The following is a 216-nucleotide window of genomic DNA, read 5'->3' as shown; positions in this document are numbered from 1 at the left end:
CGATGAGCGCCAGCACGCCGATGGGCAGGAACACATAGGCAAACCAGGGCTGGGTCCAGGAGAGTCCGCCGCCTGCCATGGTGTATTCGATTCTTTCGCTGTCCAGAGCTTTGACCTGTTAAAGGGCAAGGTGGTCATCGGCCGAGACCCGGCAACCTGTAACATCGTATTCGATAAAAACACGCCGGGTATCAGCGGGCGGCACTGCCAGCTAGT

1 protein-coding gene is annotated in these 216 nt (G+C 58.3%); it reads left to right on the top strand.

Features of this window, described 5'->3' with window-relative positions:
* On the top strand, positions 1 to 216 hold a 216-nt coding region (locus H6B10_RS17755), incomplete at both ends, for an FHA domain-containing protein (protein WP_204652594.1).

Source organism: Gemmiger formicilis (genome assembly GCF_016901605.1).
GTDB classification, from domain to species: Bacteria; Bacillota; Clostridia; order Oscillospirales; family Ruminococcaceae; genus Gemmiger; species Gemmiger formicilis_B.
This window is presented reverse-complemented; position numbering and strand designations above follow the sequence as displayed.